The organism is Lelliottia amnigena, assembly GCF_019047465.1.
GTDB classification, from domain to species: domain Bacteria; phylum Pseudomonadota; class Gammaproteobacteria; order Enterobacterales; family Enterobacteriaceae; genus Enterobacter; species Enterobacter amnigenus.
Genome location: NZ_CP077236.1, coordinates 2673613 through 2699059, shown reverse-complemented (window position 1 = coordinate 2699059; position 25447 = coordinate 2673613). Strand labels below are relative to the sequence as shown.

The window sequence follows — 25447 nt, the reverse complement described above, 5'->3', positions numbered from 1 at the left end:
CTGTGTCCCTTTATAAGTTGTGATTTTGAGATCTCAAAATGAGGAGGTCATTTCCCGGCGAATGAGGTAAAGCCCAAACGCGCAGAACTGGCGGCACAGTAGCCCGTCAAAAAATCCCCGTAAATCATGCCATTTTCCCCGAATTAAGCCATGCATGAGTAAGGTGCATGGTTTTGCATGTGTTTTTACGCCCCGATATCTCCCGCCAGCGCCAGCTCTGGCACGGTCTGAGCCTACTGATACACCTGCATTAAAAGCGGCCCCTTTAGCGGGCAGGCGTGGCGGGGAGAGCATTGCGCGCCAGATCAGTAAATTAATTTATATTCTTCTTAGGAAAAATCCCTGTTGCGCCATCAGCATTAAGATCAATCAACTTTACGCCATCATCATTTTGCACAGTAAAAGACGGCCCTTTATTTTCAATCAATATTATCTGGACACTTGAGCTAGTATTTATCAAATAACTGTAAAATGCATCAGTCAAAGTTAACGGGTTAACCTCTGATTCCTTAATTTCTCTTTTTTTGTCGAAGTGTGTTACCAAAGGGCTATCTAATAGCACAAAACCTGCCTGTGGCTTTTCCTTTTTAGCTAAAACATCCGCAAAAGAAATTACAAAGCAAGCATATATAACAGCACGACTGCCTTTGCCATACAAAGATCGTCTCTTGTCATTTATGATAAAATCATACTTTTCCTCATCAAATCTCACAGTGTTATCATTACGCCCATCAAACTTTATTGAATTGAGAACTAATCTTAACTGGTTAGTCAACTCATTTATTTCATCAACCTTTAGAACATCAAAATCCTCTACATTATAAACATCAAGATCAACATTATCTCCCTTGGATTCCAAAGCGCTTATTATTTTATGTTTAGAATAGTCTGATAACAAACTTTCTTTATGCTCATACAATTCCTCAATCATTTTTCGGGAGTTTTTTAAATCGACATCATGTAAGCGTTCATACTCCGGCATTTCCAAATCTAAAAGAAACTGACTTTCTTTAATTGACAAATTAACGGATGATAATTCATCTTGATTTGATTGGATTGATTTAAGCAACCCAGACAATTGAACATTTATTTTTTCGGACTCTGCCATGCATGAAGCATAATAATCTGGATAATTTAACTCTGGTGAATGATTTATTGCATGCCCACAGTTATCGCACAACTCCTCGGCAAAATTCTCCAAGAAAAATGTCGCTTGAGATATAGAATTAATTCTTTGAAGATCGGAAATGTAACAATCTTTGAGCATCAAGAACCGGTCAATAAGCATTGATAAATAATTCTCTTTCTTTTGCAGTATCCCTATTTCATTTTTAATTTCATTGATAACCGTCACTTTACCTTCATAAATTTCTAGAAAGTTATCCACTTCTACCGCGGCATTTTCAATATCCGTCTCAACCTTATGCAATTCTTCGTTGATTAATAAAAAATTCAAATCTGGAAAAATCAGGTCTCTGTTCATTTCCTCTATTATATCTTTCACTTGCTTCTTCAAAAAAAACTTAGCCTTTTTATTTGGTTTTTCATCTCCAATTAAAGCATCATCTCTTTGAGTTAATAAGAATTTAAATTCAGCCTTGCTTTTTATTTGTTCTGAATACTGCTCAGATAACAACAGGGATTTAGATGTCAAAATTCTAATTTCATCTATACAGAAAAAATCAAGAACATTACTTAAATTAAAGTTTTGCACGCCGCCATTGTTATTAATTCTTACTTGCGCTTTATTGAAACCCAACTTGCTATAAAATATCGAATTAAAGCTATTCTTCGAACTCGCTTTTTTTGCAATTTTCTGAATAAATGTAGCAGGGCCAATTGTATTTATCCCACCAGAATAAAGTTTGTACTCAGAGTTATCATGCAGCCCTCTTTCAAGTGAATATGAATCATCGTTTATAGAAAACTCTATACAAGATGAATCATAACCCTCAGCCTCGTTTATCCCCGCATTTTCCAGTTTATCGCTTCCAAAAAGGTAGCGTATAAGATTAAATAAATACGTCTTTCCTGAATCTGAGCCACCGGTAAAAATGGTTAACTGCGAGCCAAAATCAATTACAACATCATCAAGCATTACACTCTTTATCAATATTTTTTTAATCTTAATGTATTGACTCATAATATCCTTCCTTGTCCAAACGACCAAATTTTGATCCTACTAACTTTTTCAACTCTGATTCATTGAAAGAACCAAAATTCTCTTTTGCTACATTTATATTATGTCCCATTTTTGAAACATACTCATTTTGAACAGAGTTTATGAATGAAAAAGTTTTGTCCGTTACGGAAAATAAGATCCCATTCCTTGTGTAATTTTCCTCTACTATTTTATACTTCTTCATTAAAACAAGTGCGTCTGTAAAAGTTTTTCTCGTTATTGCCAATTGGCTATCTCGCCTTGGAATAGCGGGATGTAAACTACTTTGCTCCGGAATGAAATCGCTTAAATTAAGCACTAGGAAATCTAGACAGATTAACTTTTCAATAGTCAAACCTATCGGGTTAAATGCCATAAGAATTTTGGAAAGTCTCAATGAGATTTCTACTTGAGAATTATATAATTTCAAATTTTCCATTGTAGCTCACCATCATTAATCATGTGATGACATATCCCTTTTTTATCTGGAACTTCACATATTTTTGATAAAATAGGATTCGATATAGGGGTCAGAGAAGCTTGTTTTAGTATGTCATTGCATCTATCGAATGAGCTTCCATGTGTTTTATATATTTCACTTTCGATAGAAGATGCAATGTAGCGTTTCAGAATCTTAAAATTATCTTCAACAAATGAATCTCTTATGTATCTACTTAGTGAGGAAGCAAAATAAAAATCATCACGACATCCTCTGAAATGATTGCTGAATGGAGCAATCAAATTTTCTAAGTCCATCTTTCCTGTTGGGCAAACCTCAGAATAAACATCCAACAATTGCCCAACATAAATTGACTCAATAGATGGATCATATTCTGGTGTTGATTTAGGAAAATCTCTAGCATAAAACATTTCATTGAAATACTTGAAATATAGAGGTGTCTTTGTTATTTCGCTTAAAATCAGAGATAAAGGGAGTGAATAAAAAATGTTAAAATTAAAATCATTTATATATTCAACCAAATCATCGGTTAACGTAATAACTTTTGTAGATGTAATTTTCTTACTTATTGACTCACCCCAAACATCTAAAATTTTTGTTTTTAACGAAGCAGAGTCCTTTAATAATTCAGAAAATGCAGTAGATAGGTCTTTGGGGGATACAAAAAAATATTTCTCGGGTATTGGGAAATCACCATTCTTAGTAAAAAAAATAAGTTTTCCAAATTCATCAACCACGTCGGAGAAACCGATTCTTTTAGCGTAAAACTTGCACTGATAATTGTGCCAGATGTAGTCTTTGTTATGCGGATCAGTAATAAACCCGACAATATCCCGACCTTTATCCCCCGCGCCCCCCAGCCTTTCATGAGATATATAATCTCCGGCATGACATTCAATAAGCCAGTCATGGATGAACTCCTCCCATGTAGCATCATCCCAAGTCATAATTGTTGCCAGTGCTTTAGCCATATTTAAGTATCCATCCTATAAACTAAATGCCTAATTGGTTCGCATACCATTGCATCATATTTCTGCGATCCTCTAAATATTGTGCATGATTATACGTGCCGCGAATTTTATTCTTGTCTGTATGTGCTAGCTGCATCTCAACCCAAGCGGTTGAATAGCCCTCTTCATGTAATATCGTTGATAAGTTATGTCTAAACCCATGTCCAGTTACCTTACCTCCGTAGCCAATACGCTTGATAAGCTGATTTATACTCGCTTCACTCATCGGTTTGTTAGGATCATTCCGCCCCGGAAAAACACAACGATAGCTCCCTGTCATGACTTTGAGTTCGTTGAGTAAATCTAGCGCTTGAGTAGACAATGGCACAAGATGTGACCTACGCATTTTCATCCTTTCAGCGGGAATTTCCCAAATAGCGTTATCCAGATCAAATTCTGCCCATAATGCCGCACGTAATTCGATGGTTCTAACACCCGTAATCATGAGTAATTTCGTGGCAATCAGGACAAGCCGACTTCCGGTGTAACAATTCAAAGCACGCAGGAAATCTGGTATCTCATCAGCCTTTAGGAACGGGAAGTGATTTGATTGGTGTACATCGAGGGCGCTTGAAAGATCCGCTGCCGGGTTAAACTCTGCCCTTCCAGTAGCAATGGCATAACGGAAAACTTCTAAGCATCGCTGTCGAACTTTGCGCATTTTTTCTAATGCACCGCGTTTTTCGATTTTACGCAGCACATTAAGCAGTTCTAGCGGTTTAATTTCGCCTACTGGTCTCGTACCCACATAAGGGAAAATGTCGTTCTGAAACGCTTCCATGATGTCTGACACATAACCTACCGACCATTTGGCAGACTTCATCTGGTGCCACTCTGTCGCTATCTTTTCGAACGCGCTTTCAGACTCGGTTTGCAAAGCTATCTTCTGCTCTTTTCGAACCTCACTAGAATTTTTTTTCCTTCGGCGACCAGTTTTCGGGCATCATCACGACGAGAACGGGCATCTGCAAGTGTGATCGTTGGGTACACACCCAGCGAGATCATTTTTGGTTTACCGGCAAAACGATAGCGGAACCGCCAGCTCTTGCTTCCATTAGGTTCAATTAGCAATGACAGCCCTTGCCCATCTCCAAGTGTATAGGCTTTAGCTTCAGGCTTAGCGCGGCGAATCTGCATATCGTTTAAAGGCATGTGTATAGGAATCCAAGACCGAACAGGAACATATACACAATCCTATACACAATCCGTATCGGATTTTACTGGACGGTTACGGATAGCGAGGGACTAAAAATCAGTAAAATCGTTTTAAATCAGGGTATTTATGGATGAATGCGGACGTGTGGGGAAGTTAAGATGGTGCCGATAATAGGAGTCGAACCTACGACCTTCGCATTACGAATGCGCTGCTCTACCAACTGAGCTATATCGGCCCTGAAAGGCCGGCTACGAATGTAACCACGGGGCAAAAGGTTAAAACTAACGGGGCGATGCGTCAATGGCCTTATGAATCAAGTGCCTGTTTTTGCACCACCCGCGTTTTAATTACGCACGAATCGTATCATCGCCGTAACCGATCCACTTGTAGGTAGTCAGTGCTTCGAGACCCATTGGCCCGCGCGCGTGGAGTTTCTGCGTACTAACCGCCACTTCTGCGCCCAAACCAAACTGTCCGCCGTCGGTGAACCGCGTTGACGCATTCACGTAAACGGCAGAAGAATCCACTTCGTTGATAAAACGATTGGCGTTACTGAGCGTGCGGGTAAGGATCGCATCGGAGTGCTGCGTACCGTGTTCACGAATGTGCGCAATGGCGTCATCCAGATCGGTAACCACTTTTACGTTCAGATCCAGCGATAAATACTCGTCATCATACTGCTCTGCTTTCACTGCTTCGACTTTCGCCGCGCCGCCTTGCAACAGCGTCAATGCGCTGGCATCGGCATGTAACGTGACGCCACTCTCGGCCATTTGCTGACTCAACGCAGGCAAGAATGTGTCGGCAATGCCCTGATGAACCAACAGCGTCTCAACAGTGTTACAGGTGCTTGGTCGCTGGGTTTTGGCGTTGACGATAATCTTCAGCGCAGGCTCAATTTCGGCGCTGTCATCCACCACGATATGGCACACGCCGATACCGCCGGTGATCACCGGAATGGTCGATTGCTCGCGACACAGCTTATGCAGGCCCGCACCGCCGCGTGGGATCAGCATGTCGATATATTTATCCATGCGAAGCATTTCATTCACCAGCGCACGGTCCGGGCTTTCAATCGCCTGTACGGCCCCCGCCGGTAAACCGCACTCTTCAAGCGCTTGCTGAATCACTTTGACGGTGGCGGCGTTGGTGCGCCATGTCTCTTTGCCCCCGCGTAAAATGGCGGCGTTGCCCGTTTTAAGGCACAGAGAGGCGACATCAACGGTGACGTTTGGGCGCGCTTCATAGATCACGCCAACCACACCGAGCGGCACGCGGCGACGTTCAAGGCGCAGGCCACTGTCGAGCACCCCACCGTCGATCACCTGCCCAACCGGATCGGCAAGATTGCAGACCTGACGCACATCATCGGCAATGCTTTTCAGGCGTGCAGGGTTCAGCGCCAGACGATCCAGCATCGCGTCGCTCAGGCCGTTCGCGCGGGCTTCCGCTAAGTCTTGTTCGTTGGCGAGCAAAATCTGTTGTGACTGCCCTTCCAGATAATCAGCGATTTTTTCCAGAACGCGATTCTTCTCGCGGCTGGAAAGGAGCGCCAGCTTATAAGAGGCGGCTTTAGCAGCTGCGCCCATTTGTTCCAGCATGTTTGGCTCCTTAGCGAATAATCATATCGTCGCGATGCACAGCGACCGGACCGTATTCGTAGCCCAGAATGGCGTCAATTTGTTGTGAGTGATGGCCGGCAATACGGCGCAGCGCGTCACTGTTATAGCGCGTCACGCCGTGAGCGATGTCGCGTCCTTCAAGGTTACAGATACGAATCACTTCACCACGGGAGAAGTTACCTGTCACGCTTTTAATCCCTTTCGGAAGCAATGAGCTCCCTCTTTCCAGAATTGCGGCGGTGGCACCTTCATCAACAGTGATTTCACCGGCAGGCGGCGCACCAAAGATCCAGCGTTTACGGTTTTCCAATGGCGTGGCTTCGGCGTGGAAACGCGTGCCAACGGAAATACCTTCCATCACGTCGCCAATCACTCCCGGACGGCTGCCCGCAGCGATAATCGTGTCGATACCGGCGCGACACGCGACGTCAGCGGCCTGTAATTTCGTGCCCATGCCGCCGGTGCCCAAACCCGATACGCTGTCTCCGGCGATGGCGCGCAGCGCGTCATCAATACCGTGAACGTCTTTTATCAGCTCGGCCTGCGGATTGTTGCGCGGATCGGCGGTGAATAAGCCCTGCTGATCCGTGAGCAGCAGCAGCTTATCGGCACCCGCAAGGATCGCTGCCAGCGCGGAGAGATTATCGTTATCGCCGACTTTGATTTCCGCCGTCGCGACGGCATCGTTCTCGTTGATCACCGGAACGATATTGTTATCGAGCAGCGCCCGCAGGGTGTCGCGCGCGTTCAGGAAACGCTCACGATCTTCCATATCTGCACGGGTTAACAGCATCTGCCCCACGTGAATGCCATAGATTGAGAACAGCTGTTCCCACAGTTGAATCAGTCGGCTTTGTCCCACGGCGGCCAGCAGCTGTTTGGAGGCGATCGTCGCGGGCAATTCGGGGTATCCCAGATGTTCACGTCCGGCAGCAATCGCCCCGGATGTGACGATCACGATACGGTGACCTGCGGCATGAAGCTGTGCGCACTGGCGGACAAGTTCAACAATATGGGCGCGATTGAGGCGGCGCGATCCGCCTGTTAAAACACTGGTACCGAGTTTTACCACCAGCGTCTGGCTGTCACTCATGATTCTCTGCCATTCAACAATAAGGGAAAATGATGTAATCAGACGTTTTAACAGGACTCAGCGCCGTTGCCAACTGCCATAGCACAAAGCACGATAATTTGTTGTGCGGGATCAGGAAGCGTAGCGGCAGATGTTGACATTTTTATTACCGAAAAAATAAATGTGACTTTTTTAAACATATTCTTACTTTGTCATAAAACGTTCATCCCCGGACGATAAAAACCATCCTGTTTTTCACGGGGTAATGAGCCGAATCTTATTGCTCAGCGAATATTAGCGCGTTTTAAAAATATCAGGATTGAAAATGAAAAAGAGCACTCTGGCATTAGTGGTAATGAGCGTTGTCGCATCCGCATCCGTACAGGCAGCCGAAGTTTATAATAAAAACGGAAACAAACTGGACGTGTACGGCAAAGTTAAAGCCATGCATTATATCAGTGATAATGATGCTAAAGACGGTGACCAGACCTACGTTCGTTTTGGCTTCAAAGGTGAAACGCAAATTAACGATCAGCTGACCGGTTACGGTCGCTGGGAAGCAGAATTCTCAGGTAACAAAGCCGAGAGCGATTCCACGCAGAAAACCCGTCTGGCATTTGCTGGCCTTAAATTAAAAGACTTCGGTTCCCTGGATTACGGACGTAACCTGGGCGCGCTGTATGACGTGGAAGCCTGGACCGATATGTTCCCGGAATTCGGCGGTGACTCTTCCGCTCAGACCGATAACTTTATGACCAAACGCGCGTCTGGTCTTGCGACATACCGCAATACCGATTTCTTCGGCGTGATTGATGGCCTGGATATGACTCTGCAATATCAGGGTAAAAACGAAGATCGTGACGTCAAAAAACAGAATGGCGACGGCTTTGGTACCTCTCTGACTTATGATTTCGGTGGCAGCGATTTCGCCGTTAGCGGTGCCTACACAAGCTCTGACCGTACTGACGACCAGAACCTGCAGGCGCGTGGCGAGGGCAAAAAAGCGGAAGCCTGGGCAACAGGTCTGAAATATGACGCGAACGATATTTACCTGGCCGCGATGTATTCTGAAACGCGCAATATGACGCCTATTTCAGGTGGTTTTGCAAATAAAGCGCAGAACTTCGAAGTGGTCGCGCAATATCAGTTTGACTTTGGTCTGCGCCCATCCCTGGGTTACGTCCAGTCGAAAGGCAAGGATATTGAAGGTGTTGGCGATGAAGATCTGGTCAAATACATCGACGTTGGCGCGACCTATTATTTCAACAAAAATATGTCCGCATTTGTTGATTATAAAATCAACCAACTCGACGACGACAATAAACTGGGTGTGAACAGCGATGACATCGTCGCGCTTGGTATGACCTACCAGTTCTAATATTCAAATATGAAAAACCCGGCACGACGGTGGCCGGGTTTTTTATTGCATAATTTTAACAGAGCGTGTCATCTTCGACTTTCAACGCCACAGGCTGAGTTGAACCGTATTTTTTAGATTAGATGCAGAACCCATACGTTCATACGGTTTATCCGTTGCCCTGTTGCCAGCCTTCACTCAACGACACGTAGTGAACATGACTTTCACAGACGCTCAATATTGATAGTCATTGCCGCGTGAAGCGTTCCTGGTACGGCTTCCTGCCCCGTGAGTTTAACAATAGCAAAGTTTATCGCTTCAACGCGGATGGGTGATGCGATCATTAATTCTTTGTTTATGGGAAAAAGTTTATGGTCTTTGTCATAAAGACCAATACCTAAGCCTTTAGCGCGAGTTTGCGAAACGTCCATGTTCACCAGGGCTGTCCCGTCGGCATTATCTGCTGTTCCAGTCAGGCGATAAGCGAGCCTGCCGTTCGTTGCCATGGCTATGCATTCCTCGCCACCCGTAAAATAAAAATTAAGGGCTTGCCCGGTTCCGTCAAACGTTTCCGTCCCCTGGTCAATAACATCTTTCATACTTTCCGAAATCATAAACGTGTTTTGATTGATATTAATCCCACAATCTTTAGATATGTTATCGGTAACTGACCCGGTAATGGCAAGTGTCGATGAGGTATCTTCCGCATGCGCAAAACCCGCCAGTAAAAAAGTGGATAATGCCAGGTTAAGAATACTTTTTCCCATTTTATTCATCCTTGTATGTTCTGTATAAAGTAAACACTGGAGACTACACAAAGCCTCTACATCGTATTTAAAGACATATTACCCTCATGAATGTCTTATTTTAAATATCACTCTCCAAATAATGAGTCCAGACATTGTGCAACGGTCTTCTACATCGGCCAGGGCATATTATTGCGTGCAAAATGACGAGTCTAAATGTGTCATTTAACCCCACAGTCTTAAAGTTCGCAATGACATCAAACACCTACCTTTTAGAAAGAATGAACCGGCATTTTTATGCGAATTAATAATAACCAGCGAACAATACTGCAAGTTTTTGATTTTAATGAGATAAGACAAAAAGGCTTCTTACTATTGTTTGGGTGAAATGCCGAGTGGCTAATAACGAAGAGGAAATATTTTTTATCCAGATATACACACTTATTTTCTGGACACAATAAGAAGATAATGCATCTTCATTCACGCTGTACAATTATCTTTATTAACGGTCTCCACATCGTATATGCCGTAAGGGAAAGCATTAATAGCGTGTGTGCTGGGGGAATTCTGCGGGCATCAGGGGCGATAAATAAAACCCGGCGCAAGGGCGGCCGGGTTTTATACGTTATTCAGGCGGAAAGTTTGATCTTCTGGTTGGTAAAATCATCTGCAGGTTCAAGCTTAAGCTCAAAGGTCTCCAGCAAAGCGCGCGCTTTTTCATGGAATCCGCGCAGGGTTTGCTCCAGACGCTCGACGACTTCCTTATCCTTGATGGTTGTCGCTTGCCAGTGGCCCGCTTTATTGAACAAACCAAAATGATAGGTGTAGGTGAAGCGTTTTTCTTCGGCTTCCATTTCCATCCACCAACCCCAGAATTCACGCTCTTCTGGCGCGGGTTGCACATTGACGCATACAGCCAGGCAGTCGAAAAAAAAGCGATTCTCTTCACACTGCTCTTCACGGATGTACGGGCCCAGAGCCATGAACTTCTTAATCAGTCTGCTTTTCGGGTGTCCACTCGGTAACGTCATTGCGATCTCCTTTTGTCAGTCCACTGTTTTACCAAACCATCAAAATTTAGCAATCTCTTAACACAATCTCTGCGTGATCCAGCGTGTAATCTCTTTCAGGCCTTTGTCAAAATTCTGATACACCGGACTGAAGGGGATCTCCAGCAGTTTGCCATCCGAAGATGACGACGTGATTAAACGCGATTCTTCTTCAGGGCTGAAGGGGTCATTTTTCCAGAAACCTGACATCATTGGCGTGGGACAACGACGCCCCAATAACCCCTGCGTTTTTAACGAGTAACGGTTCAGTTCTACGCGCAGCGCTTCATCCGATGCATCATGCATGCCAAGCCGGCTTGCCAGGACGTCCAGATACATTTCAGGCACGCTTCCCTGACGCTGCGGCTCGCTGAGCAAAGCATGGACAACAGGCCCAAGACATGCGACCGCTTTCAGACGGGACGACTCAAGATACGCCAGGCGCACCGCGACGTTTGCCCCAAACCGGAAGCCAAATGCCGCCACACGGGTGTGATCCACCCACGGAATATTCTCGAGCGCTTTGAGCGCATGCTGGTGCAGCAAACTGGAATCTTGCGTCAGTTTCCATTTCGATGAAAACCCGATCGACGGCATGTCCAACGTCAGCATCGCGATCCCTTTTGGTGCGAAGTAACGCTCAAACAGACTGTAATAGTCAATTTGCAGGGAGTCGAGACCGCCGCACATCAGCACCGTCGGGAACGGGCCCTCGCCGGGCGGCATATGCAAGAATCCGGTTACCGATGCACCACCGGGGATGGCGAATTCGATTTCACGCATGTTGCAAGGTAGTCGCTGTGCCGCTTCTTCATAAGCGCGATTGGCCAACGCCTGCGCTTGTTCTGCCAGGTCATCGCCTTTGAGATGGGGATAGGCGGCGATGCTGTAGAGGTTGGCGGCATGCAGCCAGTGTTGTCCGCTGAGGGTTTGATCTGGCTCCTGCGTCGCCTTTTGCTGCCAGACCATCGCCTGCGTGGCCCACTCGTAGATCCAGTTTCCGCCACGATACCCCACAACGGTATCGTAAAGTTCACTGTCGGTACGGTCAGCTTCGCTCATGACGATGCGCGCCTGGACTTCGAGGATCTCACGCGCATCAATACCGCGCCAAATCCACATCAGGCGGTTGATCATGCGATACCAGTGCGGCACGGTTTTGCCATCCAGGGCGGACTGAACTGCGGGCTGAGTGCCGGGATTGAAACGACGCACCAGCGTCGACGTTTCCGGGTGCTTGAAACGGGGTTTGAACAGGGTTTCGCTGAGATTCGCCTGAGTCATTGCGCTCTGCCTCCATGATGACGTGTCATAGCGGCTATTGTAACGCGGCGCAGGCTAAATAAAACAACGCCCGGCATCACCGGGCGTTAAAATTATATCGATGCGGTATTAACGGCCTGAAATCGGCGGTACGAAGACCACGCCCATATCCCATGGCTGTTCAATCCAGGTATCCTGCGGGATATCGATAACGTAATCGTCGACCAGCGGCTGCCCGGCAGGTTTGGCGAAAATCGTCACGAAATGCGCTTTTGGATACATGTCGCGGATCGCAACGGCAGTACCGCCGGTGTCGACCAGATCGTCAATCACGATAAAGCCTTCGCCATCGCCTTCAGCGCGTTTCAGCACGGTCAGCTCACGCTGGTTATCGTGGTCATAGCTGGAGATGCAAACGGTATCAACATGACGAATACCCAGTTCACGCGCCAGCAGTGCGCCAGGCACCAGACCGCCACGGCTAACGGCAATAATGCCTTTCCACTGTTCAGAAGGCATCAGTCGCGCGGCCAGCTTGCGGGCGTGAATCTGCAACATGTCCCAGGTGACGACGTATTTTTCGCTCATGTGAAGTGTCCCAGCCTGTGTATATACGGCTTAAAAAGTGTTCGAGGGGGAAATAGGTTGCGCGAGATTATAGAGATCTGACGCGCTAAAAACCAGTATTAAGCGGCGCTGGCCGGAGTTTTTACTTGCATTATGCTAGCAGCAGACGGAGAAAGTGGTATTCTCGACCTTATCTCGCAAGCCCGACTTGTGGTGACTATTAATCTGCTAACCCTGTGACCTGCAAGCTTGTTGCAGCGCCACGACAAGGAGACTCATCGTGTCTGAACTGTCTCAATTATCTCCACAGCCGCTGTGGGATATTTTTGCCAAAATCTGTTCCATTCCTCACCCGTCCTATCACGAAGAACAGCTTGCCGAACATATTATGGGCTGGGCGAAGGAAAAAGGCCTGCACGCGGAACGCGATCAGGTTGGCAATATTCTGATTCGTAAAGCGGCTACCGCAGGGATGGAAAACCGCAAACCGGTTGTGCTTCAGGCGCACCTGGACATGGTTCCGCAGAAGAACAACGACACCGAACACGACTTCACCAAAGATCCTATTCTGCCGTACATTGATGGCGAGTGGATCAAAGCGCGCGGGACAACGCTGGGCGCGGACAACGGTATCGGTATGGCATCTGCGCTGGCCGTGCTGGCCGACGATCGCGTTGAACACGGTCCGCTGGAAGTGCTGCTGACCATGACCGAAGAAGCGGGCATGGACGGCGCATTTGGTTTGCAGGCCAACTGGCTGCAGGCGGATATCCTGATCAATACCGACTCCGAAGAAGAAGGTGAGATCTACATGGGTTGCGCGGGCGGGATTGATTTTATCTCTACCCTGCCGCTGTCCCGTGAAGCGGTTCCGGCCGGTTTCCAGACCTTCAAGCTGACGCTGAAGGGCCTGAAAGGCGGTCACTCCGGCGGCGATATTCACCTGGGCCTGGGCAATGCCAACAAACTGCTGGCGCGCTTCCTGGCGGGTCATGCGGACGAACTGGATCTGCGTCTGGTGGATTTCAACGGCGGTACGCTGCGTAACGCGATCCCGCGTGAAGCCTTCGCGACCGTTGCCATTGCTGCGGATAAAGTCGATGCGCTGAAAAACCTGTCGACGGATTATCTGGATATCCTGAAAAACGAACTGGCCGCGAAAGAGAAAAATCTGACCGTGGTTCTGGAAGCCGTATCCAGTGATAAAGCGGCACTGACTAAACAGTCGCGCGACAGCTTTGTCCAGTTGCTGAACGCGACGCCAAACGGGGTGATTCGCAACTCCGACGTGGCGAAAGGCGTGGTGGAAACGTCCCTGAACGTGGGCGTTGTAACCATGAGCGACGACAGCGCAGAAATCATCTGCCTGATCCGTTCTCTTATCGACAGCGGTAAAGAGTACGTGGTGAGCATGCTGGAATCGTTGGGCAAACTGTCTGGCGCGAAAACGTCCGCTAAAGGCAGCTACCCAGGCTGGCAGCCTGACGCCAGCTCTCCGGTGATGGCACTGGTGCGTGAAACTTATCAGCGTTTGTTCAACAGCACGCCGAACATTCAGGTGATTCACGCGGGTCTGGAGTGCGGTCTGTTCAAAAAACCGTACCCGGATATGGACATGGTTTCCATTGGGCCGACCATTACCGGGCCACACTCCCCGGATGAGCAGGTTCATATTGAAAGCGTGGGCCATTACTGGACGCTGCTGACCGAACTGCTGAAATCGATCCCGGCTAAGTAAATCTCTTCTGGGATGGGTGCGGTCTGATACCCTCACCCCAGCCCTCTCCGACAGGGAGAGGGAACCAAAACGCAGGCCCGGTAAGCGTAGCGCCACCGGGCTTTTTTATAGCCCCAGCACCAGTTGCCGCTCCAGCTGCGGATCGAGCAGCGTAACATGCAGGCCCACCAGCCTGACTCCCCTTCCCGCGCGGCGTTCTTGCCAGGCTTTTTTCGCCGTCTCAATCAGATCGTCTTTATTCAGTTTCGGCCAGACGTGTTCCTGCGTGGTTTGCTGGAAATCGTTAAATTTCAGCTTAACGCCCTGGCGCGCAATCAGCAGATCCGGCTTCACTTTTGCCAGCCGTCGTTCCAGCTCGGGATAAAGCTGTTCGGCAATAATCGTTTCGCAGTCGCTCCAGTCGTGAATATCTTCTGCCAGCGTGCGCTCGACCCCCACGGATTTTCGCAGGCGTTCATTGTTAATACTGCGCGCGTCGATCCCCTGACTGCGCTCCCAGAGCACGCGCCCAAACTTACCAAAACGCTTCAGGAGCATCGCCAGGTCGCTTTTCTGCACGTCTTCACAGGTGTGCAGCCCCAGGTTTTCCAGCCTGGCGGCGGAGACTTTGCCGACGCCGGGGATTTTACTCAGCGGCAAGCTTTTCAAAAAATGGGGAACGTCATCGGGCGTTATCACGTACTGACCGTTAGGTTTGTTGAGATCCGAGGCGATTTTGGCGAGAAACTTTACCGGCGCGATACCGGCTGAGGCGGTGAGATTCAGTTCATCAGAAATGGTCTGGCGGATCGCCTGCGCCATTAGCGTGGCGGAGCCTTGGCAGTGCACGCTGTCCGTCACGTCCAGATAGGCTTCGTCCAGCGACAGCGGTTCAATAAGCGAGGTGTAACGGGAGAAGATTTCCTGAATACGAACCGAGGCTTCTTTATATGCATCGAAACGGCCGGGCAGCAAAATCAGATGAGGGCAGAGCTTGAGCGCCATCGCCGTAGGCATCGCGCTGCGCACGCCAAATTTGCGCGCCGGGTAATTGGCGGTGCTGATAACGCCACGCTTGACGCGGCTACCGCCAATCGCGATGGGGACATCCCGCAGCGCCGGATTGTCTCGCATCTCCACTGCGGCAAAAAAGCAGTCCATATCGACATGGATTATTTTGCGCATAGTAAGCCCTCACTCATCACTGGATAAGTATACAGTAAAAGTTTGAACATTGAGAAGCACTCTATGACGCAGACTATCGTCCGAATAAGGCGCGTTTTTACACTGTTCTTACAGTTATTCCGGCGTGAATGCGGTATAAATAAAACTATTTTGTAAACTCATGGCTTCGCGCTTGCGAAAAAATTCAGCGATGCTAATGTGAGCGCTCCTAATCCAGATAATTCTGATTTCGGGTCTCTTTTGCCGTCCTGGCAAGTTGGTTTGGCTTTATCAAGGAACTTGTAGTATGCGTAAAATCGCATTGTTCATTGCGATGCTTCTGATTCCGTGTCTTTCGTTTGCTGGGCTATTAAGTAGCAACAGTTCAACAACACCAATCAGTAAAGAATATAAACAGCAGTTAATGGGATCACCGGTTTATATTCAGATCTTCAAGGAAGAACGCACACTCGATCTATTTGTCAAAATGGGCGAGACATATCAGCTGCTTGATAGCTACAAAATCTGTAGTTATTCCGGCGGGTTGGGCCCGAAACAGCGTCAGGGTGATTTCAAAAGTCCTGAAGGGTTCTACACCGTTCAACGTAATCAGCTCAAACCTGACAGCCGCTTTTATAAAGCCATTAATATCGGCTTCCCGAATGCCTATGACCGTGCACACGGTTACGACGGCAAATACCTGATGATTCACGGTGCCTGTGTGTCGATTGGCTGTTACGCCATGACGGACGGCGGTATTGATGAAATTTTCCAGTTTGTGACGGGCGCACTGGTGTTTGGTCAGGCGGGCGTGCAGGTGAGCATCTATCCGTTCAGAATGACGGATGCCAACATGCAGCGTCATAAGTTCTCGACCTACTCGGAGTTCTGGAAACAGCTAAAACCGGGCTATGACTACTTCGAGCAGACGCATAAACCGCCAACCGTTTCGGTTGCAGATGGACGCTACATCGTCAGCAAACCGCTGAGCCACGAAGTCGTCCATCCACAGCTGGCGTCAAATTACGCGGTCCCCGAGACAAAATAAGACCCACTCGCCTGGCATAATCTTTTGCCAGGTTTCATTGCCCGTCAGTGGCTGAGTGGCGATAACCGTGACCACATCGTTAGGTGTGGTCTCCGTTTGAAAATCAATTTCCACATCCTGATCGAGCAGCTTCGCAACGCCAAACGGCGCGCGGCGCGTTATCCAGAACAGATTGGTTGAACAGAACGCCATCACGTAGCGCCCATCCGACAGCAGCATATTAAATACGCCCTTCTCACGCAGCTCACAGGCCAGCGAGCCGATGTATTTGAACACGGCGGTCATGTTGGTCGGCGTACGCGGATAGCGCTCGGCAAGCTTATGCAGCAGCCAGCAAAACGCCTTTTCACTGTCGGTCTCCCCCACAGGACGGAAATTCCCCGTCACCAGCGTTTTATAGCCCGTTAGTTGGCCGTTGTGCGCGTAGGTCCAGTTGCGGCCCCACAGTTCACGGGTGAAGGGATGGGTATTTTCCAGCGCCACTTCACCGCGATTCGCCTGACGAATATGCGCGATGACCGAGCACGATTTTATCGGGTAATCCTGCACCAGTTTGGCAATCGGGGAGTTAAAACTAGGCTGCGGATCTTTGAACGTGCGACAGCCTTTGCCTTCGTAGAAGGTAATGCCCCAGCCGTCTTTATGCGGTCCGGTTCCTCCACCGCGCTGCACCAGCCCGGTGAAACTAAAGCAGATATCGGTTGGCACATTGGCGCTCATCCCGAGCAATTCGCACATACATCACCTCCACAAAAACGCCTCAACCCAGGAAGGCGTCAATGGTGTAGCAATCTCACTACACAACGGCAAATACTAAAAACGTTTATACCCTAAATAATTCGAGTTGCAGAAAGGCAGCAAGGGAAGAAATCCCCAGGAGCATAGATAACTATGTGACTGGGGTTACTGAGTGCAGCCAACGCATCTGCAGCGTGAACGATGACGGGTATAATTACTTAACCATCTCTTTTTCGATCAACTGAATCAGGATATGAATCACTTTGATATGAATCTCCTGAACGCGGTCAGCGTAGCCGAAGTGCGGCACACGAATTTCAATATCCGCAGAACCTGCCATCTTCCCGCCATCTTTACCGGTCAGAGTGATGACTTTCATCCCCTTCTCACGCGCCGCGTCGATCGCTTTGATCACGTTTGCGGAGTTACCGGAAGTGGAAATACCCAGCAGAACGTCACCTTCACGACCGACCGCTTCAACGTAACGAGAGAAGATATGGTCATAACCGAAGTCGTTACCCACGCAGGAGATGTGGCTCACGTCAGAAATCGCAATCGCCGGATAGCCCGGACGGTTTTCACGGTAGCGACCGGTCAGCTCTTCCGCAAAGTGCATCGCGTCACAGTGAGAGCCGCCGTTACCGCACGAGATCACTTTGCCGCCCGCTTTGAAGCTGTCTGCCAGCAGAACTGCCGCACGCTGAATCGCATGAATATTGGCTTCATCTTTCAGAAAGTTAGCTAACGTTTCCGCTGCTTCGTTCAGTTCGTTACGAATAAGATCCTGGTACATGAGGATAATCCTTCAGTATTGATGAAATAACTTACGGAGTGTACCGGATCACGCGAAAAGCGAGAAGCTATACCCGTCATACTTGAAGTTGCATGTGCGTTGGCTGTGCCTGCTCACCCCTGTCACTGACTAAAGAAAGCGCCTGGGGATTCTCAGGCTTGCCGCCTTCCCGCGACTCGAATTATTTAGGGTAAACAGCCATGCGAATCATCCGGCGTTTTGATGATTCGTGCCTGCCACACCCTGAACATTGTGAACCAGGTTGTAATTATTTTGTGAACGTATTGCTAAAAGAAATAACATCCACTACAACCATATCATCACAAGTGGTCAGACCTCCTACAAGACAGGGAGCTTTTCTTTATGATGATTTTGAGCATTCTCGCAACTGTTGTTCTGCTCGGTGTGCTGTTCTATCACCGCGTGAGTTTACTTCTGAGCAGCCTGATTTTACTGGCCTGGACCGCTGCGCTGGGTCTTTCTGGCCTGTGGAATATCTGGCTTGTCCTGCCGCTGGCCATCATCCTGCTGCCGCTGAATTTACCCGCGATGCGTAAGTCGATGATTTCCGCGCCCGTGTTTAAAGGCTTCCGTAAAGTGATGCCGCCGATGTCGCGCACCGAAAAAGAAGCGATCGACGCGGGCACAACCTGGTGGGAAGGTGACCTGTTCCAGGGGAATCCTGACTGGAAAAAACTGCACAACTATCCGCAGCCGCGTTTAACGGCTGAAGAAGTGGCCTTTATTGACGGCCCGGTTGAAGAAGCGTGCCGTATGGCGAACGACTTCCAGATAACCCATGAAATGGCCGATCTGCCGCCGGAGCTGTGGGCGTTTCTTAAAGAACATCGCTTCTTCGCGATGATCATTAAAAAAGAGTACGGCGGTCTGGAATTCTCCGCTTACGCTCAGGCTCGCGTTCTGCAAAAACTGGCGGGTGTCTCCGGAATTCTGGCGATCACCGTCGGCGTACCGAACTCACTAGGCCCGGGCGAACTGCTGCAACACTACGGCACTGAAGAGCAAAAAGATCACTATCTGCCGCGTCTGGCACGTGGACAGGAAATTCCATGCTTCGCGCTGACCAGCCCGGAAGCCGGTTCTGATGCCGGTGCGATCCCGGATACCGGCGTGGTCTGTATGGGCGACTGGCAGGGCCAGCAGGTGCTGGGCATGCGCCTGACCTGGAATAAACGCTATATCACCCTGGCGCCAATCGCGACCGTACTGGGCCTGGCCTTTAAGCTTTCCGACCCCGACAAACTGCTGGGCGATGAGGAAGATCTGGGCATTACCTGTGCGCTGATCCCAACGTCCACGCCGGGCGTTGAAATTGGTCGCCGCCACTTCCCGCTGAACGTCCCGTTCCAGAACGGTCCAACCCGTGGCGAAGACATCTTTGTGCCGATTGATTACATCATCGGGGGTCCGAGCATGGCCGGTCAGGGCTGGCGGATGCTGGTGGAATGTCTGTCGGTTGGACGCGGCATCACCTTGCCGTCAAACTCTACAGGCAGCCTGAAGTCAGTGGCGATGGGTATCGGCGCCTACGCGCACATTCGCCGCCAGTTCAAAATTTCTATCGGCAAAATGGAAGGTATCGAAGAGCCGCTGGCGCGTATCGCGGGTAACGCCTACGTGATGGACGCCGCTGCCTCGCTGATTACTTACGGCATCATGCTCGGTGAAAAACCGGCGGTGCTGTCGGCTATCGTGAAGTATCACTGTACCCACCGCGCACAGCAGTCAATTATTGATGCGATGGATATCGCGGGCGGCAAAGGCATTATGCTCGGTGAGAGCAACTTCCTTGCACGTGGATATCAGGGCGCACCGATTGCCATCACCGTTGAGGGGGCAAACATTCTGACCCGCAGCATGATGATCTTTGGTCAGGGCGCGATCCGCTGCCATCCGTATGTGCTGGAAGAGATGGCGGCGGCGCAGAATAATGACGTCAACGCCTTCGATAAACTGCTGTTCAAGCATATTGGCCACGTGGGCAGCAACAAAGTACGCAGCTTCTGGCTGGGCCTGACGCGCGGTTTGACCAGCGCCACGCCAACCGGCGATGCAACCAAACGTTATTACCAGCACCTGAACCGTCTGAGTGCTAACCTCGCGCTGTTGTCTGATGTGTCGATGGCCGTCCTGGGCGGCAGCCTGAAACGTCGCGAGCGTATCTCTGCCCGTCTCGGCGATGTGTTAAGCCAGGTGTTCCTCGCGTCTGCCACGCTGAAACGCTACGACGACGAAGGCCGTCACGAAGCGGATCTGCCGCTGGTCCACTGGGGCGTTCAGGATGCGCTGTATAAAGCAGAACAGGCGATTGACGATCTGCTGGCTAACTTCCCAAATCGACTCGTCGCCGGCGCGCTGCGCGTGGTGATCTTCCCGACCGGTCGGCACTACCTTGCACCGTCCGATAAGCTCGATCATAAAGTGGCGAAGATCCTGCAGGTCCCAAGCGCGACTCGCTCCCGTATAGGTCGCGGTCAGTACCTGACGCCAAGCGAGCACAATCCGGTGGGACTGCTGGAAGCGGCGCTGCTGGACGTGATGGCTGCCGATCCGATCCACCAGAAAATCTGCAAACAGCTGGGTAAAAACCTGCCGTTTACACGTCTGGATGTACTGGCAGAACAGGCGCTGGCGGGTGGAATTATCGATCACACCGAAGCCGCCGTGCTGATTAAAGCCGAAGAGAGCCGTCTGCGCAGTATCAACGTCGATGATTTTGAACACGACGAGCTGGCGACCAGGCCGGTAAAGCTGCCGGAGCAGGTCCGCAAACCTGAAGCGGCATAACCCGGTCAGCGTCCACCAACCCCGCCCTGTGCGGGGTTTTTTATTGCCACATTTTCTCTTTGCCCCGTGCTACAGTGTCAAAATGCTGTCTGACGAGGAGACTGAATTGTGCCTGGTTTGAAGATTACCCTACTGCAACAACCCCTGGTGTGGATGGATGGCCCGGCCAACCTGCGCCATTTTGATCGCCAGCTCGAAGAGATTTCCGGGCGCGATGTGATTGTTCTGCCAGAAATGTTCACGACCGGCTTCGCCATGGAAGCGGCAAAACAGTCTCTGCCGCAGGACGACGTGGTCGCCTGGATGCACACCAAGGCTCAGCAAACCAATGCCCTGGTAGCCGGAAGCGCGGCGCTGCAAACCGATCGCGGCCCCGTAAACCGTTTCCTGCTGGTCGAGCCGGACGGCACGCTGCACTTTTACGACAAACGCCATCTGTTCCGCATGGCGGATGAGCATCATCATTACGAAGCGGGCAATGAGCGGGTGATATTTGAGTGGCGCGGCTGGCGGATTTTGCCACTGGTGTGTTACGACCTGCGCTTCCCGGTGTGGTCACGCAATCGCAACGATTACGATCTGGCGCTGTACGTGGCCAACTGGCCTGCCCCACGCTCGCTGCACTGGCAGGCGCTGCTGGTGGCGCGCGCGATCGAAAACCAGGCGTACGTGGTCGGCTGTAATCGCGTCGGCACGGACGGTAATGGACATCACTACCGCGGTGATAGCCGGGTGGTGAATCCTCAGGGAGAAGTGCTAGCGACGGCGGAGGCGCATCAAGCCACGCGTATTGACGCCGAGCTGTCGCTGACTGCACTGAAGGAGTATCGGGAGAAGTTTCCTGCGTGGCAGGATGCCGATCCATTTATCATTGGTTAAGTTTTTGAAGCATTAATGCGACGAAGAGTTTAAGAAACAAAGAGCGTTGCAGCGATGACCTTGTCCGGCTGTAAATCGCCGAAGCGTTTCCGTAGGGCCGGGGCGACGCGCAGGGAAGCGCGGAGAGGGCGTGACCTGCATGGATGCAGGATCGCGCCCGACCCGAAAGCCTGAAGGAATAAGCTGAGGGAACCGCGTAGCGGCGATTTTCTTGCCGGAAGCCGGGGTCGCCAGGGTGGTGGCGAATGAGCCACCCTGGCACGTTCACGTGTTCAGTGATGAAAGATAAGGATGGAACGTGAAGTGAACGGAACCGACAACAAAGTCACCTAACGCCCCTTTCCTGAGTCAGTGGGCCAGTATAGCTGGCCCAATACGCCCGTTAACACCGGGAATGCATCAGCTCACTAACGCCTGTCCGTCTTTGCGACTTTCGGTTGCTGCAACGTAATGCCCTTCCGGCATGCGGTAAATCACCTGCGCACCGCCGAAGTTGTATTCCTGCAGCGGATCTTCCACCACAATCTGATGCCCGCGCTCGCGCAGCGCCGCAATCGTATTGCGATCAAACGTCGATTCGACGATCACTTCCCTGCCCTGCACCACGCGCCAGCGCGGCGCATCGATTGCCGCCTGCGGGTTTTGCCCGTGCAGCATAATGCGCAGCGCCATTTGCATATGCCCTTGCGCCTGCATCGGGCCGCCCATCACGCCAAATGACATCAGCGGCTGACCGTTTCCATCCATCGCAAAGCCCGGAATGATGGTGTGGAACGGACGTTTGCCGCCCGCCAGCGCATTAGGGTGTTTTGGGTCGAGAACAAAACCGCAGCCACGGTTTTGCAGGCTGATGCCGGTATCCGGCACAACCACGCCAGAGCCAAAGCCCATAAAGTTCGACTGAATAAAGGAGATCATCATACCGCTCGAATCGGCCGCGGAAAGGTAAACCGTCCCGCTTTGCGTCGGCGCACCGTAGGTGAAATCTGACGCCTTATCGTGGTCAATGAGCGCCGCGCGCGAGGCCAGATACTCATCGGTCAACAACGCTTTCGCCGCGAACTCCATGTGCTCTTCGTCGGCCACATAACGATCCAGATCGGCAAGCGCCAGCTTCATCGCTTCGATTGACAGATGCAGCGACTGCACGGAATCCGGGTGATGGCGCTCAATTCCGCACTGTTCCAGAATCCCGAGGGCAATCAGCGTAGCGATGCCCTGGCCGTTTGGCGGTAGCTCTTGCACCGAACCGCCCGCGAAATCACGCGACAGCAGTTCAACCCAGTCAACGCGATGATTCGCCAGATCCTCAGCCGTCAAATGCGCACCATGCTCTTTGGCAAAGGCGGCAATTTTCTGCGCCAGCTCACCACGATAGAACGCTTCACCGTTGGTTTTGGCAATCAGCTCCAGGGAATTGGCCTGCGCCGGATTACGGAAAATCTCGCCGATACGCGGGGCGCGGCCTTCTGGGGCAAAACAGGCGCTAAAGCCCGGCTGATCTTTCAGTTTGTTATAGCCGCGCTGCCACAGATGACCAATCAGCGGTGAAACCGGGAAACCGTTGCGCGCATAGTCAATGGCCGGTTGCGCCAGCGTGGTTAGCGGCAGCGTGCCAAAACGCTCCGCCAGCGCCACCCAGCCAGACACCGCGCCGGGTACGGTAACGGCATCCCAGCCAAGCTCTGGCATGGCGGTTTTGCCCGCAAACAGATCCGCATGCCAGCTGGCGGGCGAACGGCCTGAAGCGTTCAAACCGTGCAGTTTTTTACCGTCCCAGACGATGGCAAACGCATCGCTGCCAATTCCGTTACCGGTCGGCTCAACGACGGTGAGCGCCATGGCGGTTGCAATCGCCGCGTCAACGGCATTGCCGCCGAGCTGCAGCATGCGCATCCCAGCCTGCGCCGCCAGCGGCTGAGAGGTGGCGACCGCATTGTGCCCCATCATCGGAGGGCGTCGTGACGCGTAACCGGTCGTAAAATCAAGCGCTTTGGTCATCATGACTCCTTAGTCGTGGCGCGGATCGAGCGCATCGCGCAGCCCGTCGCCGAGTAAATTAAAGCCCTGCACCGCCAGGAAAATAGCGATGCCAGGAAAAATAGACATCCAGGGGGACTGTTCCAAAAACCCTTTTGCCGTGTTGAGCATTGAGCCCCACGACGGGTTTGGCGGCTGTTGACCCAAGCCGAGGAACGAGAGGCTGGCTTCGGCGATAATCGCGGAAGCAATCGCCAGCGTAGCCTGCACAAGAATCGGTGACATCACGTTTGGCAGCACGTATTTGATGATGATCCAGCGATCCGGCAGGCCAATCGCGCGTGCCCCATCGATATACTCTTCGTTGCGAATGGCGATCACCTGACCACGCGTCAGCCGCGCAAAGATCGGCATCGCTGATAAACCAATGGCGATCATCGCGTTGGTCAGGCTTGGACCTAAAAATGCGCCCAGCGCGATCGCCATGATCAGGAACGGACAGGCCAGCAGCGCTTCGATAAACCGCGAAATGACGCCGTCCCAGATCCCCTGGAAATAACCGGCCACCAGCCCCAACGGCACACCGATCACCACGGCAATCACAACCGACATACAGCCCGCCATCAGCGACGTGCGCGCCCCCCAGACAATACGCGAGAGAATATCGCGCCCCAGTTCGTCGGTGCCAAACCAGAACAGTTCTGACGGCGGTTTACGTACCGCAAGGAAGTTGGCTTTGACCGGGTCGAACGGTGCGAGCCACGGTGCCAGCAGCGCAATCAGCACAAAGATGCCGACCACGACGGCACCAATCACCGCACTTTTATTGGCGAGGAATTTCTTCAGCACCCGGTTTTGCGCGCGCGGCAGCACGGGCGCAACGGTTTGAGTGGTCATTTCCGCCATGATTAGCCTCGCATTTTCGGGTTGATGAGAACGTAAAGCACGTCAGCCAGCAGGTTCAGCAGCAGGAAACCTATTGCGACGATCAGCACCACACCCTGCACCACCGCGTAGTCACGGTTGAACACGGAATCGACAATCATTTTGCCAAATCCGGGGATCGTGAAGACCTGCTCGGTCAGCACCGCTCCGCCCAGCAATTCGCCAAACAGCAGCGTGGTGAGCGTGATAACTGGCACCAGCGCATTACGAAAGGCGTGCTTGAGGATCACCGCGTTTGGCAGCAGCCCTTTAGCGCGTGCCGTACGAATGTAATCTGCTTTCAATACCGCAATCATCGACGCGCGCGTGTGACGCATCAGCGTTGCCGCAAGCCCGGTTCCGAGTACGGACGCGGGCAGTAACAGCGTACGCAGGTTTTGCAGCGGATCCTCACTGAACGGCACGTAGCCTGAGGCGGGGAGCCACTGCAAATTGACCGAGAACACCAGGATCAGCAAGATCCCCAGCCAAAAGTGCGGTATCGAGATCCCGGAGATCGCCACAAAGTTGGCCCCGTGATCGACCCAGGTATTTTTGTTGACCGCCGCGAGGATCCCCATGCCGATACCAAACACCAGCGCGATGATCATCGCCAGCAATGACAGCTCCATCGTGACCGGCAGTTTGCTGGCGATCAGCTGCGTTACGGGTTCATGGGTGCGTAAGGAGACACCAAGATCGCCCTGCAACGCACGCGTCAGCCAGTCGAAATACTGCACCGGCAGCGGCGCATCCAGGTTCAGTTCCGCGCGCAGTTGAGCGATGACCACCGGGTCACGCTCTTCTCCTGCCATGGCGATGAGCGGATCGCCGGGCAGCAATTTTTGCAGTCCGAAAACCATCATGCTGACCAGCAGTAACGTTGGGATCGCCAGCAGCAGGCGTTTACAAATCAGTTCCAGCATGGTTTCT

At 50.9% G+C, this 25447-nt stretch carries 20 protein-coding genes, 1 tRNA gene and 1 pseudogene; 5 read left to right on the top strand and 17 right to left on the bottom strand.

Annotated elements, in window-relative coordinates; translation table 11 throughout:
* Positions 1–313: 313 nt before the first annotated feature.
* From I6L74_RS21440 to proB, 7 genes and pseudogenes are all read right to left on the bottom strand, one after another.
* On the bottom strand, positions 314–2143 hold the full coding sequence (locus I6L74_RS21440) for an ATP-binding protein (RefSeq protein ID WP_254204911.1): 1830 nt from the start codon (positions 2141–2143) through the stop codon (positions 314–316).
* Positions 2127–2600, bottom strand: coding sequence for an ABC-three component system middle component 2 (locus tag I6L74_RS12615; RefSeq protein ID WP_059177830.1), 474 nt, complete (start codon positions 2598–2600; stop codon positions 2127–2129). The genes I6L74_RS21440 and I6L74_RS12615 overlap by 17 nt, the downstream gene beginning before the upstream one ends.
* Positions 2588–3592 (bottom strand): ABC-three component system protein, encoded by a 1005-nt coding sequence (locus I6L74_RS12610; protein ID WP_082691902.1) that lies wholly within the window; start codon positions 3590–3592, stop codon positions 2588–2590. Before I6L74_RS12610 ends, I6L74_RS12615 begins: the two co-directional genes overlap by 13 nt.
* Before the next feature lie 22 nt (positions 3593–3614).
* A pseudogene (locus tag I6L74_RS12605) lies at positions 3615–4783 on the bottom strand (tyrosine-type recombinase/integrase).
* A gap of 163 nt (positions 4784–4946) precedes the next feature.
* Positions 4947–5022: transfer RNA gene (locus I6L74_RS12600), tRNA-Thr, on the bottom strand.
* 112 nt (positions 5023–5134) lie between these two features.
* Positions 5135–6388 (bottom strand): glutamate-5-semialdehyde dehydrogenase, encoded by a 1254-nt coding sequence (gene proA / locus I6L74_RS12595; protein WP_059177829.1) that lies wholly within the window; start codon positions 6386–6388, stop codon positions 5135–5137.
* Positions 6389–6398: 10 nt separating this feature from the next.
* Complete coding sequence (proB, locus tag I6L74_RS12590) at positions 6399–7502, bottom strand: glutamate 5-kinase (protein WP_059177828.1); 1104 nt, start codon at positions 7500–7502, stop codon at positions 6399–6401.
* A gap of 304 nt (positions 7503–7806) precedes the next feature.
* On the opposite strand from proB, the gene phoE reads away from it, so the two are divergent.
* Positions 7807–8859, top strand: a complete 1053-nt coding sequence (gene phoE / locus I6L74_RS12585; protein ID WP_059177827.1) for a phosphoporin PhoE — start codon at positions 7807–7809, stop codon at positions 8857–8859.
* A 203-nt stretch (positions 8860–9062) separates the two neighbouring features.
* Here the strand turns inward: phoE and I6L74_RS12580 are convergent, their stop codons facing one another.
* From I6L74_RS12580 to gpt, 4 genes are all read right to left on the bottom strand, one after another.
* Complete coding sequence (locus I6L74_RS12580; RefSeq protein ID WP_059177826.1) at positions 9063–9605, bottom strand: fimbrial protein; 543 nt, start codon at positions 9603–9605, stop codon at positions 9063–9065.
* Between the two features lie 608 nt (positions 9606–10213).
* The gene (gene crl / locus I6L74_RS12575) at positions 10214–10615 is read right to left on the bottom strand and encodes a sigma factor-binding protein Crl (RefSeq protein ID WP_059177825.1); all 402 of its coding nucleotides are present in this window, start codon (positions 10613–10615) and stop codon (positions 10214–10216) included.
* Positions 10616–10672: 57 nt separating this feature from the next.
* The gene (gene frsA, locus I6L74_RS12570; protein ID WP_059177824.1) at positions 10673–11917 is read right to left on the bottom strand and encodes an esterase FrsA; all 1245 of its coding nucleotides are present in this window, start codon (positions 11915–11917) and stop codon (positions 10673–10675) included.
* Positions 11918–12025: 108 nt separating this feature from the next.
* A complete protein-coding gene (gene gpt, locus I6L74_RS12565; protein WP_059177823.1) occupies positions 12026–12484 on the bottom strand; it encodes a xanthine phosphoribosyltransferase in 459 nt (152 codons plus the stop codon).
* A gap of 259 nt (positions 12485–12743) precedes the next feature.
* On the opposite strand from gpt, the gene pepD reads away from it, so the two are divergent.
* Entirely contained in the window at positions 12744–14201 is a 1458-nt protein-coding gene (pepD, locus tag I6L74_RS12560) for a cytosol nonspecific dipeptidase (protein WP_059177822.1), read from the top strand.
* 105 nt (positions 14202–14306) lie between these two features.
* On the opposite strand, the gene dinB is transcribed toward pepD, so the two are convergent.
* Positions 14307–15365 carry a DNA polymerase IV gene (gene dinB, locus I6L74_RS12555; RefSeq protein ID WP_059177821.1) on the bottom strand — a complete coding sequence of 353 codons (1059 nt, stop codon included), beginning with the start codon at positions 15363–15365 and terminating at the stop codon, positions 14307–14309.
* Between the two features lie 286 nt (positions 15366–15651).
* On the opposite strand from dinB, the gene dpaA reads away from it, so the two are divergent.
* A complete protein-coding gene (gene dpaA, locus I6L74_RS12550) occupies positions 15652–16392 on the top strand; it encodes a peptidoglycan meso-diaminopimelic acid protein amidase (RefSeq protein ID WP_012016168.1) in 741 nt (246 codons plus the stop codon).
* Here dpaA and I6L74_RS12545 read toward each other — a convergent pair.
* On the bottom strand, positions 16363–17130 hold the full coding sequence (locus I6L74_RS12545) for a class II glutamine amidotransferase (RefSeq protein ID WP_059177820.1): 768 nt from the start codon (positions 17128–17130) through the stop codon (positions 16363–16365). The genes dpaA and I6L74_RS12545 overlap by 30 nt on opposite strands.
* Before the next feature lie 214 nt (positions 17131–17344).
* Entirely contained in the window at positions 17345–17923 is a 579-nt protein-coding gene (gene lpcA / locus I6L74_RS12540) for a D-sedoheptulose 7-phosphate isomerase (RefSeq protein ID WP_059177819.1), read from the bottom strand.
* Positions 17924–18286: 363 nt separating this feature from the next.
* Between lpcA and fadE the strand changes: the two genes are divergently transcribed.
* The gene (gene fadE / locus I6L74_RS12535) at positions 18287–20731 is read left to right on the top strand and encodes an acyl-CoA dehydrogenase FadE (protein WP_059177818.1); all 2445 of its coding nucleotides are present in this window, start codon (positions 18287–18289) and stop codon (positions 20729–20731) included.
* 108 nt (positions 20732–20839) lie between these two features.
* The gene (locus tag I6L74_RS12530) at positions 20840–21610 is read left to right on the top strand and encodes an amidohydrolase (protein WP_059177817.1); all 771 of its coding nucleotides are present in this window, start codon (positions 20840–20842) and stop codon (positions 21608–21610) included.
* A gap of 399 nt (positions 21611–22009) precedes the next feature.
* On the opposite strand, the gene I6L74_RS12525 is transcribed toward I6L74_RS12530, so the two are convergent.
* The 3 genes from I6L74_RS12525 to I6L74_RS12515 are packed head-to-tail and all read right to left on the bottom strand — an operon-like array spanning position 22010 to position 25440.
* Entirely contained in the window at positions 22010–23611 is a 1602-nt protein-coding gene (locus tag I6L74_RS12525) for a gamma-glutamyltransferase family protein (protein ID WP_059177816.1), read from the bottom strand.
* A 9-nt stretch (positions 23612–23620) separates the two neighbouring features.
* Positions 23621–24496: an ABC transporter permease gene (locus tag I6L74_RS12520; RefSeq protein ID WP_012016162.1), complete on the bottom strand. Its 876-nt coding sequence runs from the start codon at positions 24494–24496 to the stop codon at positions 23621–23623.
* A 2-nt stretch (positions 24497–24498) separates the two neighbouring features.
* Positions 24499–25440 carry an ABC transporter permease gene (locus I6L74_RS12515; protein ID WP_012016161.1) on the bottom strand — a complete coding sequence of 314 codons (942 nt, stop codon included), beginning with the start codon at positions 25438–25440 and terminating at the stop codon, positions 24499–24501.
* Positions 25441–25447 lie beyond the last annotated feature (7 nt).

What these genes read in the sequence shown, in the direction of transcription:
- dinB (WP_059177821.1), bottom strand. Translation starts at nt 15,365, where the DNA reads ATGCGCAAAATAATCCATGTCGATATGGACTGCTTTTTTGCCGCAGTG.
- I6L74_RS12515 (WP_012016161.1), bottom strand. Translation starts at nt 25,440, where the DNA reads ATGCTGGAACTGATTTGTAAACGCCTGCTGCTGGCGATCCCAACGTTA.
- dpaA (WP_012016168.1), top strand. Translation starts at nt 15,652, where the DNA reads ATGCGTAAAATCGCATTGTTCATTGCGATGCTTCTGATTCCGTGTCTT.
- I6L74_RS12520 (WP_012016162.1), bottom strand. Translation starts at nt 24,496, where the DNA reads ATGGCGGAAATGACCACTCAAACCGTTGCGCCCGTGCTGCCGCGCGCG.
- frsA (WP_059177824.1), bottom strand. Translation starts at nt 11,917, where the DNA reads ATGACTCAGGCGAATCTCAGCGAAACCCTGTTCAAACCCCGTTTCAAG.
- proA (WP_059177829.1), bottom strand. Translation starts at nt 6,388, where the DNA reads ATGCTGGAACAAATGGGCGCAGCTGCTAAAGCCGCCTCTTATAAGCTG.
- I6L74_RS12525 (WP_059177816.1), bottom strand. Translation starts at nt 23,611, where the DNA reads ATGACCAAAGCGCTTGATTTTACGACCGGTTACGCGTCACGACGCCCT.
- I6L74_RS12545 (WP_059177820.1), bottom strand. Translation starts at nt 17,130, where the DNA reads ATGTGCGAATTGCTCGGGATGAGCGCCAATGTGCCAACCGATATCTGC.
- I6L74_RS12610 (WP_082691902.1), bottom strand. Translation starts at nt 3,592, where the DNA reads ATGGCTAAAGCACTGGCAACAATTATGACTTGGGATGATGCTACATGG.
- I6L74_RS21440 (WP_254204911.1), bottom strand. Translation starts at nt 2,143, where the DNA reads ATGAGTCAATACATTAAGATTAAAAAAATATTGATAAAGAGTGTAATG.
- crl (WP_059177825.1), bottom strand. Translation starts at nt 10,615, where the DNA reads ATGACGTTACCGAGTGGACACCCGAAAAGCAGACTGATTAAGAAGTTC.
- I6L74_RS12615 (WP_059177830.1), bottom strand. Translation starts at nt 2,600, where the DNA reads ATGGAAAATTTGAAATTATATAATTCTCAAGTAGAAATCTCATTGAGA.
- lpcA (WP_059177819.1), bottom strand. Translation starts at nt 17,923, where the DNA reads ATGTACCAGGATCTTATTCGTAACGAACTGAACGAAGCAGCGGAAACG.
- phoE (WP_059177827.1), top strand. Translation starts at nt 7,807, where the DNA reads ATGAAAAAGAGCACTCTGGCATTAGTGGTAATGAGCGTTGTCGCATCC.
- I6L74_RS12580 (WP_059177826.1), bottom strand. Translation starts at nt 9,605, where the DNA reads ATGGGAAAAAGTATTCTTAACCTGGCATTATCCACTTTTTTACTGGCG.
- gpt (WP_059177823.1), bottom strand. Translation starts at nt 12,484, where the DNA reads ATGAGCGAAAAATACGTCGTCACCTGGGACATGTTGCAGATTCACGCC.
- proB (WP_059177828.1), bottom strand. Translation starts at nt 7,502, where the DNA reads ATGAGTGACAGCCAGACGCTGGTGGTAAAACTCGGTACCAGTGTTTTA.
- fadE (WP_059177818.1), top strand. Translation starts at nt 18,287, where the DNA reads ATGATGATTTTGAGCATTCTCGCAACTGTTGTTCTGCTCGGTGTGCTG.